We start from the raw sequence: 11,987 nt of genomic DNA on the forward strand, positions 1-11,987 counted from the left end.
GTACCTATGTATACCAGTCAATTCCAAACCTTAGTCGATGTCATTCGGGAAAGAAGCAATATTTCAGATCGCGGGATCCGTTTTATCGAATCCGATAAAAACGAGACAGTTGTCTCTTACCGCCAATTGTTTGATGAGGCGCAAGGGTTTCTTGGCTATTTACAGCATATCGGCATTCAGCCGAAGCAGGAAATTGTATTTCAAATCCAAGAAAACAAATCATTTGTCGTTGCTTTTTGGGCTTGTTTATTAGGAGGAATGATCCCGGTACCGATCAGTATCGGAGAAGATGATGACCATAAGCTGAAAGTCTGGCGCATTTGGAATATATTAAATCATCCGTATCTGATTGCCTCTGAAAAAGTATTGAACAAAATAAAGAAATACGCTGAAGAACACGATTTACATGATTTCCATCAGCAATTAAACGGGAAATCTGACATCATTCAAGATCAAACCTACGATTACCCCGCTTCGTTATATGAACCTGATGCGGATGAACTGGCTTTTATCCAATTTTCTTCAGGATCGACAGGAGATCCAAAAGGAGTCATGTTAACGCATCACAACTTAATACATAACACGTGCGCCATTCGGAATGTCCTGTCCATTGACTCGAAAGACTCTTTCTTATCCTGGATGCCTTTAACGCATGATATGGGGCTCATCGCCTACCACCTTGTTCCCTTCTTAGTCGGAATCAACCAACATCTGATGCCTACAGAATTATTTATTCGCAGACCTATTCTTTGGATGAAAAAAGCCCATGAACACAAAGCTAGCATTCTATCCTCTCCTAATTTCGGATACAACTACTTCCTTAAATTTCTGAAAAACGAACCAGACTGGGATTTATCCCACATCAGAGTCATCGCAAACGGTGCAGAACCGATATTGCCGGAGCTCTGTGACGAATTTTTGACCAGATGCGCAGCATTTAATATGAAAAGATCCGCCATTTTGAATGTTTACGGTTTAGCGGAAGCTTCGGTTGGCGCAGCGTCCTCTAAACCAGAGGAAGAATTCGTTCCCGTTTATCTGCATCGCGACTATTTAAACCTCGGTGAAAGAGCTGTAAACGTCAGCAAAGAGGATCAAAATTGCGCCTCATTCGTCGAAGTGGGACAACCCATAGACTATTGCCAGATTCGAATCTCCGACGGAGCAAATGAAAGAGTAGCAGACGGAATCATCGGTCATATCGAGATCAAAGGAAACAATGTGACGCAAGGGTATTATAACAACCCCGAAAGTACGGACAAAGCACTAACTTCTGACGGCTGGATAAAAACAGGAGACCTCGGATTCATTAGTGAGAATGGTAACTTAGTCGTAACTGGAAGAGAAAAGGACATTATATTTGTGAACGGAAAAAATGTCTACCCGCACGATATTGAACGGGTCGCGATTGAAATGGAAGAGGTTGACTTAGGAAGGGTTGCCGCCTGCGGTGTATATGATCAAAAGACGCGAAGCAGAGACATCGTGCTCTTTGTTGTTTTCAAAAAATCACCAGAAAAATTTGCGCCGCTAGTCAAAGAGATTAAAAAACATTTGTACAAGCGGGGCGGCTGGAGCATAAAAGAAGTCCTTCCGATACGAAAACTCCCTAAAACAACCAGTGGAAAGGTTAAGCGCTATGAACTTGCCAGACAGTATGAGGCAGGGGATTTTTCAATAGAGTCTGCCGCCATTAATGAATTTCTGGAGAGCAGCCCGGAGAAATCCGGACAGACTCCCATTCATGAGATAGAAACGGAATTGCTATCTATCTTTTCCCACGTGCTCGATGGAAAAAAGGTTCACCTCACTGATAGTTATTTTGATATGGGCGCAAATTCATTGCAGTTATCGCAGATTGCCGAGCGTGTAGAACAGAAATTTGGACGCGAGCTTGCCGTTTCAGATCTCTTCACGTATCCTTCTATCACTGATTTAGCGGCATATCTGTCTGAAAGCCGGGCTGAAATCAAGCATGACGTGACAGCGAAACCAAGCCATGTGACGCCGAAAGATATCGCCATTATCGGGATGTCGCTCAATGTCCCGGGAGCATCGACTAAAAGTGATTTTTGGGATCTGCTTGAAAAGGGAGAGAACGGCATTCGAGAATACCCTGCATCCCGGCTGAAAGATGCGGCGGATTATTTAAAGTCCATCCAAAGCGAATTCAATGGAAATCAGTTTGTGAAGGGCGGCTATTTAGATGACATCGACCGCTTTGATTATTCGTTCTTTGGTTTAGCTCCTAAAACGGCTCAGTTTATGGATCCCAATCAAAGACTGTTTTTGCAGTCTGCATGGCATGCGATTGAAGATGCGGGCTATGCCGGCGACAGTATGAACGGGAGTCGGGTCGGGGTATATGCAGGGTACTCGAAGGTGGGCTACGATTATGAGCGCCTCCTTTCTGCGAATTATCCGAAGGAACTTCATCAATACATTGTAGGCAACCTTCCTTCCGTGTTAGCCAGCCGAATCGCTTATTTCTTAAATTTAAAAGGGCCGGCGGTCACAGTGGATACAGCTTGTTCTTCATCGCTTGCTGCCGTTCATATGGCATGCAAATCTTTAATTTCTGGCGAGTGTGAAATGGCTCTTGCCGGAGGTATCCGGACATCGCTCTTGCCGTTGCGTATCGGGCTTGATATGGAATCTTCGGATGGGTACACCAAAACGTTCAGCAAAGATTCAGACGGCACGGGCTCAGGCGAAGGCGCGGCGGCAGTCCTGTTAAAACCTTTGCAGGATGCGGTTCGCGACGGAGATCATATTTACGGCGTGATCAAAGGAAGCGCGATGAATCAAGACGGAACAACCGCCGGGATTACCGCACCGAACCCGGCAGCTCAGACTGAGGTTATTGAGACGGCCTGGAAAGACGCGGGCATCGATCCTGAAACGCTGTCTTTCATCGAAGCGCATGGCACCGGAACCAAGCTTGGCGATCCTGTTGAATTTAACGGGCTTTGTAAAGCGTTTGAAAAGTATACGGCAAAAAAACAATTTTGCGCGATTGGTTCTGTTAAGTCGAACATTGGCCATTTGTTCGAAGCGGCAGGCATCGTTGGGCTGATCAAATCTGTCCTCATGCTGAATCACAAAAAAAACCCGCCGTTAGCGCACTTTAAGGAGCCTAATCCGCTCATTCATTTTCACTCTTCACCGTTTTATATAAATCAGGAAGTTGCGGAGTTCACACCTGGTGACGAGCCGCTGCGAGGCGGAATCAGCTCGTTCGGTTTCAGCGGAACAAATGCTCATGTGGTATTGGAAGAATACACCACTCAAAGTGAGTATGCACCCGAGAATGAAAACGAGCCGCACCTATTTGTTTTATCCGCCCATACTAAACATTCACTCTATGAACTCGCACAGCAGTATCGGCAATATGCATCGGATGACAGCCAAGCTTCATTGAAGTCCATTTGCTATACAGCCAGTACGGGAAGAGCTCATTTGGATCATGCTATTGCATTGATTGTATCCAATAAGCAAGAATTACGTGACAAGCTGGCCTCCGTGGTTCAGGGAGACGGTCATCTTCCCGGAGTACACATGGGGTATAAGAACTTGAAGGAAATGCAGCCTGCCCATAAAGAAGAGCTGAATAAACAAGCCGCTGATCTGATTGAGCAGCGAATCCGTACGCATGATGAACGAATCACATGGCTGAATCGCGCCGCTGAATTATTTGTGCAAGGAGCCGTTATAGACTGGCGCGCGCTTTATGCCGGTGAAACTGTACAAAAAACGCCATTGCCCCTGTATCCGTTTGAACGGAACCGCTGCTGGGCTGAAGCGGACCATTTGCGCTTAAACAAGAGCGAAGAGAGAGGAGAAGCGGCATTGAATATGAATCAAACGAAGGCGCATATTGAATCCTTCCTGAAAACTGTAATCGGCAATGCTTCGGGAATCAGAGCGGATGAGCTTGATCTGAATGCTCATTTTATCGGGCTCGGAATGGATTCCATCATGCTGTCACAGGTCAAAAAAGCCATTGCTGACGAATTTGGTGTAGACATCCCGATGGATCGTTTTTTTGATACGATGAACAACCTTCAAAGTGTCATAGACTACTTGACTGAGACCGCACCATCATCCTCTGCATCCGCCCCGCCTCAAGAGAATGTTCCGGCGCAGGAAAAACTGGCTATTTCAGAAACACAGCCTGAATCTAGTCACAGAGAAGATCATCAAGGGCATATGCTTGAAAAAATAATCGCTTCTCAGAATCAATTAATTCAGGATACTTTGCAAGCTCAATTAAATAGCTTTAATTTGCTGAGAAACAGCGGACATTCCAATGTGAAAGAATACGCTAAAGCGCAGGAAAAATCAATTCCTTCTGTCAAGCAGGGGAATCCGACCGTCACTGCAGAAAAGAAATTGGCTCAAGATGCGAAGCCCTATGTTCCTTTTCAGCCTCAGAACTTGCATGAACAGGGACACTATACCGCACAGCAAAGACAATACTTAGCAGATTTCATCGGGAAATACGCAGACAAAACGAAAGGTTCCAAACAATATACGGACAAAACCCGATTTGCTCATGCAAATAACCGCAACTTGTCCAGTTTCCGTTCATATTGGAAGGAAATCGTGTACCCGATTATTGCCGAACGTTCTGACGGTTCCAAGATGTGGGATATTGACGGAAACGAATATATCGATATCACCATGGGATTCGGCGTTAACCTTTTCGGCCATCATCCGTCCTTTATTACACAAGTTATCGATGATTCAATCCGTTCATCATTGCCTCCGCTCGGCCCAATGTCGGATGTCGCCGGTGAAGTTGCCGATCGAATCCGCACATGTACCGGAGTAGAAAGGGTCGCTTTCTATAATTCAGGAACAGAAACCGTCATGGTTGCCCTTCGTTTGGCAAGAGCGGCAACAGGAAGAAAGAAAGTTGTGGCGTTCTCAGGCTCTTATCACGGCACGTTTGACGGCGTATTAGGATTGGCCAGTACAAAAGGCGGGGCTGCGTCTGCGAATCCGCTTGCTCCGGGCATACTGCAGAGCTTTATGGATGATTTGATTATTTTGCATTACAACAATCCCGATTCGCTCGATGTAATTCGCAGTCTTGGAGATGAATTGGCAGCCGTATTGGTGGAACCTGTACAAAGCCGCAGACCGGATTTGCAGCCGGAAGCATTTTTGAAAGAACTGCGGGCGATCACGCAGCAATCCGGTACAGCCCTGATTATGGATGAAATCATTACCGGATTTCGGATCGGTCTCGGAGGCGCCCAGGAATGGTTCGGCATTCAAGCGGATTTAGTGACCTACGGGAAAATCATCGGCGGCGGGCAGCCGTTAGGAATAGTTGCCGGAAAAGCTGAGTTCATGAATACGATCGACGGGGGAACCTGGCAGTATGGGGACGACTCCTTTCCACAAGACGAGGCGAAACGCACATTTGTGGCCGGCACCTTCAATACTCACCCGCTTACCATGAGAATGTCGTTAGCCGTGCTTCGCCATTTACAAACCGAGGGAGAACACCTGTATGAGCAGCTGAATCAAAAAACAGCCTCCCTGGTCGATCAGTTAAATCGCTACTTTGAACAATCACAAGTGCCTATCCGCATGGTTCAATTCGGTTCCTTGTTCCGGTTTGTCTCATCGCTTGATAACGACTTGTTCTTTTACCATCTCAATTATAAAGGAGTCTATGTATGGGAAGGCCGAAACTGCTTCTTGTCTACGGCACATAGCGCGGATGATATTGAACATATCATTCAAGCTGTTAAAGACACGCTGAAGGATCTTCGCCGAGGCGGATTTATCCCGGAAGGCCCGGATTCCCCTGACGACGGCGGCCATAAAGAATCCGGGACATACGAGCTTTCGCCTGAACAAAAACAATTGGTTATGGCATCCCATTATGGGAACGAGGCTTCTGCAGCTTTAAACCAGTCCATTATGCTAAAAGTGAAGGGTGAACTGCAGCATACGCCCTTAACACAAGCCGTGCAGCATATCGTCGACCGCCACGAGGCTTTACGTACGGTGATTCATGTCGATGACGAGGTACAGCAAGTACAGGAACGGATGAATATAAAAATTCCTGTCATTGACTTTACCGATCACCCAGATGAGCAACGGGAATCGGAAATTCAGAAATGGCTTACAGAAGATGCCAAGCGGCCATTTCATTTTCATGAACAAAAGCCCTTGTTTAGAATCCATGTACTTACATCGGCTCAAGATGAACATCTGATTGTGCTCACGTTCCATCATATCATTGCCGATGGATGGTCAATCGCCGTTTTTGTTCAAGAGCTGGAGAGCAACTATACGGCAATTGTACAAGGGCAATCGTTCCCGCCAAAAGAGGCGGCTGCTTCGTTTCGACAGTATTTAGACTGGCAGCAGGCGCAGATTGATAGCGGACATTATGAAGAAGGAGTCCGTTATTGGCGGGATCATTTCTCTGAACCGATACAGCAGGCAGTCCTGCCGAGCGCCGCTTCTGCCCGTTATCCGAACGGGTATGAGGGAGACCGATGTACCGTCAGGCTTGGACGGCCTTTAAGCGAGGCTTTAAAGTCATTAAGCATTAAGATGAAAAATAGCGTATTTGTGACGATGCTGGGCGCGTTTCATCTTTTTCTGCACCAGCTTACCAAACAGACAGGCCTTGTGATCGGGATCCCTGCAGCAGGTCAATCGCATATGAAACAGCATGATCTGATTGGAAATTGCGTCAATATGATTCCCGTGAAAAACACGTCTTCTTCAGAAAGAACTTTATCCGGTTATCTTGGCAGTATGAAAGAAAGCGTGGATCACGCAATGCGCCATCAAGCCGTTCCGATGACACTGGTAGCCAGACAGCTTCCGCACGATCAAGTGCCGGATATGCGTATTATCTTTAATTTGGACAGGCCTTTTCGAAAGCTGCATTTTGGAAAGGCGGAGGCGGAGCCCATTGCATACCCGGTGAAATGCATGCTGTACGATTTATTTCTTAACATAACAGACGCAAATCAAGAATATGTTCTTGATTTTGACTTTAATACGAATGTTATCAGTCCGGAAATCATGAAAAAGTGGGGAGCGGGCTTTACGAAATTGCTGCAAAAAATAGTTGAGGAAGGTTCAGTTCCTCTTGACGCCTTGATGATGTTTTCCAATGAAGAAGAGCATGTTTTACAAGAAGTGTATGCCGATCACCAGCAGCGGGTCTCTTCAATCGTAAGCAAGACGGCTAACTTTTCTGACGCCTACGAGGCGCCGGCAAATGAAACAGAGCGGCAGCTGGCTCAGATTTGGGAGGAACTTTTCGGCCTTGAGCGGGTTGGCAGATCAGACCGCTTTCTGGATCTGGGCGGAAACTCACTCCAAGCGACGCTTATGCTTTCCAAAGTTCAGAAGACATTTCACCAAAAAATTTCTATCGGACAATTTTTCAATCACCAGACTGTTAAGGAATTAGCGCGTTTCATTGAGAATGAAAAGAAAGTCATGCACCTCCCGATGAAGGCTGCTGAGAAAAAAGCGTATTACCCGACATCATCGGCGCAGCAAAGGGTATATTTCCTGCACCAAATGGAGCCGGATCAACTGGCTCAAAATATGTTTGGGCAAATATCAATTATAGGGCAGTACGATGAGCAAGCCCTGATTTCTTCTCTTCAGCAAGTCATGCAGCGGCATGAAGCGTTTCGCACGTATTTTGACATTATAGATGGCGAAATCGTCCAGAAACTTGAAAACGAAGTTGATTTTAACGTTCATGTCCGAACGATGAGCCGGGACGAATTTGACACCTATGCAGACCGGTTTGTAAAACCGTTTCGCTTGGAACAAGCTCCTTTGGTTCGCGCGGAGCTGATCAAGATTGATAACGAACAGGCTGAGCTGCTCATCGATATGCATCATATCATTTCGGACGGTTACTCCATCAACATACTTACAAATGAATTGCTGGCTTTATATCATCGGAAACCATTACCGGACATTGAATTTGAATATAAAGATTTCACAGAATGGCAAAACCAATGGCTGAATGAGGATGCCATGAAGCAGCAGGAGACATATTGGCTGGAACAATTTGAAGACGAAATTCCGGTCCTTCAACTGCCGACAGACGGTTCAAAAGCGGCGGAACGGTCTTCCGAGGGACAGCGCGTGACGTGCTCCCTACAGCCGGATGTAATCTTTTCGCTGCAAGATCTGGCGAAAAAGACGGAAACCACTCTTTATACGGTGCTGCTGGCCGCCTACAAAGTGCTGCTTCACAAATATACAGGACAAGAAGACATGGTCGTAGGCACGCCTGCTTCAGGAAGAAATCATCCGGATATTGAAAATATCATCGGTATTTTCATTCAAACGACCGGAATCCGAACGAAGCCGCACGCCAATAGAACGTTTACGGATTATTTGGAAGAAGTAAAGCGGCAAACGCTTGATGCTTTCGAAAACCAAGATTATCCATTCGACAAGCTTGTGGAGAAATTAAAAGTGCAGCGGGAAACAACAGGAAAATCACTGTTTAACACGATGTTTGTGTTTCAAAATATTGAATTTCATGAAATCCGGCACAATGAATGTACGTTTAAGGTAAGAGAGCGAAACCCCGGAGTCTCTTTATATGATTTGATGCTGACGGTCGAAGATGCCGGACAACAGATAGAGTTGCATTTTGATTTTAAGCCGGGACAGTTTGAAAAAGACACCATTGAACAGATCACGAGACACTATACCAGCATTTTGAACAGCCTTGCAAAACAGCCGGAGATGACGTTGTCCTCCATTCCCATGCTGTCTGAAACCGAACTTCAGCAATTGCTCACGGAGTTTAATGACACAAAGACGCCGTATCCGCATAACGAAACGGTTTCCCGATGGTTTGAAATGCAGGCGGAACAGCGGCCTGATCATGATGCCGTTATTTTTGGCAATGAGCGGTATACGTACAGACAGCTCAATGAACGGGCGAACCAATTGGCGCGAACGTTACGGACAAAAGGCGTACAAGCGGACCAATTCGTTGCCATTATCTCTCCGCACTGCATCGAGCTGATTGTTGGTATTTTGGCTGTTCTGAAATCCGGCGGCGCATACGTGCCCATTGACCCTCAATATCCGGAGGATCGGATCCTATATATGCTGAGTGATTCAAGAGCGGAGATTGTGTTGACACAGCGCTGCCTGCTGGATCAATTACCATATGATGGTGACGTTGTGCTTTTGGATGCGGAAAACTCTTATCATGAGGACCGCTCAAATCTTGACTTGTTCAGCAATACGCATGATTTGGCCTACATGATCTATACGTCGGGTTCCACGGGCAATCCGAAAGGTGTGCTCATTGAGCATCAGGGACTGGCCAATTATATTTGGTGGGCGAAAGAGGTTTATGTGAAGGGCGAGAAAACCAACTTCCCATTATACTCTTCCATCTCTTTCGATCTAACGGTGACTTCGATATTTACACCGCTGGTTACGGGAAATACCATCATTATCTACGATGGAGAAGACAAAAGTGCAGTGCTTTCTGCGATTATGCGGGACTCAAGAATAGATATGATCAAATTAACACCGGCACATTTGCATGTACTGAAGGAAATGAATGTAGCCGATGGCACCGCCATACGAAAAATGATTGTGGGCGGAGAAAATTTAAGCACCCGGTTGGCCAAAAGTATCAGCGAACAGTTTAAAGGACGGCTGGACATTTTCAATGAATACGGACCGACGGAAACTGTCGTCGGCTGTATGATTTACCGTTACGACGCAAAACGGGACAAGCGGGAATTTGTGCCGATCGGCACTCCGGCTGCCAACACGGACATTTATGTGGCGGATGCAAGCAAAAATCTGGTTCCGATCGGGGTAATCGGCGAAATGTATATCAGCGGACCCGGTGTTGCCAGAGGGTATTGGAACCGCCCGGATTTAACGGCAGAGAAGTTCGTTGAAAATCCGTTTATCCCGGGAGCGAAGATGTACAAGTCAGGAGACTTGGCTAAGCGATTGAAAGATGGAAATCTCGTATATGTGGGCCGCATCGATGAACAAGTCAAAATCAGGGGACACCGAATCGAACTGGGTGAAATCGAAGCAGCGATGCATAACGTGGAAACGGTGCAAAAAGCCGCCGTTACAGTCAGAGAAGAAGAAGAAGACGGCTTAAAACAATTGTGCGCGTATTACGTAAGCGAAAAACCTATACCTGCTGCCCAGCTTAGGGAACAATTGTCATTGAAGCTTCCGGAATACATGGTTCCGTCCTATTTTGTCCGTCTGGAGCATATGCCCTTAACATCCAACGGGAAAATAAACCGTAAAGTATTGCCCGCGCCCGAAGCGAGTCTGCAGCAGACAGCTGAATATGTTCCGCCGGGCAATCAGGTGGAGTCCAAACTGACAGATTTATGGAAGGAAGTACTCGGAATAAGCCATGCGGGGATCAAACATAATTTCTTTGATCTTGGAGGAAACTCCATTCGCGCGGCAGCCTTAGCCGCCAGAATTCACAAAGAGCTGAATGTGAATCTGTCTCTCAAAGACATATTCAAGTTTCCTACCATTGAACAATTGGCTGACAAGGCGTTACACATGGAAAAAAATCGATATGCACCGATCCCGACCGCAAAAGAAATGCCCTATTATCCGGTTTCTTCTGCTCAGAGGCGGATGTATTTGTTAAGTCACGCAGAAGGCGGCGAGCTGACTTACAATATGACGGGTGCCATGAGCGTGGAAGGGACGGTCGATCCCGCCCGGTTAAACGCCGCTTTCCAAAAATTAATCGAGCGCCATGAAGCTTTGCGGACCAGCTTTGAATTATATGAAGGCGAACCGGCACTGCGTATTCATCAGAGCGTTGAATTTACAATAGAACAAATTCAAGCAAGCGAAGAAGAAGCGGAAGCTCATGTGCTTGATTTCATCCAAGCGTTTGATTTAGCCAAGCCGCCGCTGATGCGGGCCGGACTGATTGAACTAGAGCCTTCGCGGCATGTGCTTGTGGTTGATATGCACCATATCATTTCTGACGGCGTGTCCGTCAATATTCTGATGAAAGATTTAAGCCGGCTCTACGAGGGATACGAACCCGATCCGCTTCCTGTTCAATATAAAGACTATGCAGTTTGGCAGCAATCGGACATTCAGAAACGGAATATCAAGAGCCAGGAGGCGTACTGGCTCAATCAGTTTCGTGATGACATTCCTGTACTGGATATGCCTGCGGATTACGAACGGCCTGCCATACGCGATTACGAAGGCGAATCCTTTGAATTTGTTATACCGGAACACTTGAAACAGCGCTTAAGACAAATGGAAGAAAACACAGGAGCAACACTGTATATGATTTTATTGGCCGCCTATACGGTTCTTTTGTCCAAATACAGCGGACAAGAGGATATTGTCGTCGGAACGCCATCTGCCGGGCGGACTCATTTGGATGTGGAGTCGGTCGTGGGAATGTTCGTCAATACGTTAGTCATCCGCAATCACCCGGTGAGCCGTAAAACATTTGATGCCTACTTAAACGAAGTAAAGGAAAACATGCTGAATGCCTATAAAAATCAAGACTATCCGTTGGAAGAATTGATTCAGCATTTACAGCTTTCGAAAGATCCAAGCCGCAATCCTTTGTTCGATACGATGTTTGTGCTGCAAAATCTCGATCACGCTGAATTGACATTCGATTCTCTTGAACTCAAGCCGTATCAGTTTCATCATCCGGTTGCCAAATTCGATTTAACCTTGTCGATTCAGGCAGACCAAGAAAACTATCACGGCCTGTTTGAATATTCGAAAAAACTGTTTAAAAAAAGCAGAATTGAGGCTTTATCAAACGACTACTTACACATTCTATCCGTGATTCTGGAACAACCAAGCATTCTAATCGAACAAATCGAATTGAGCGGGAGCAATGAGGAAGAAGAGAACATGCTGGATTCTATTCAATTGAATTTTTAGAGAAAAGTATTTATTTCTTTAAATTATACAAA

1 protein-coding gene is annotated in these 11,987 nt (G+C 46.0%); it reads left to right on the top strand.

Translation table 11 applies throughout. From position 1 onward, the window contains the following. Window positions 1-6 precede the first annotated feature (6 nt). The gene (locus JMN17_RS04875; RefSeq protein WP_202327619.1) at window positions 7-11,955 is read left to right on the top strand and encodes a non-ribosomal peptide synthetase/type I polyketide synthase; all 11,949 of its coding nucleotides are present in this window, start codon (window positions 7-9) and stop codon (window positions 11,953-11,955) included. Window positions 11,956-11,987: the final 32 nt, after the last annotated feature.

Origin of the sequence: Bacillus sp. RHFS10 (assembly GCF_016757475.1) — a bacterium.
GTDB lineage: Bacteria > Bacillota > Bacilli > Bacillales > Bacillaceae > Bacillus > Bacillus subtilis_G.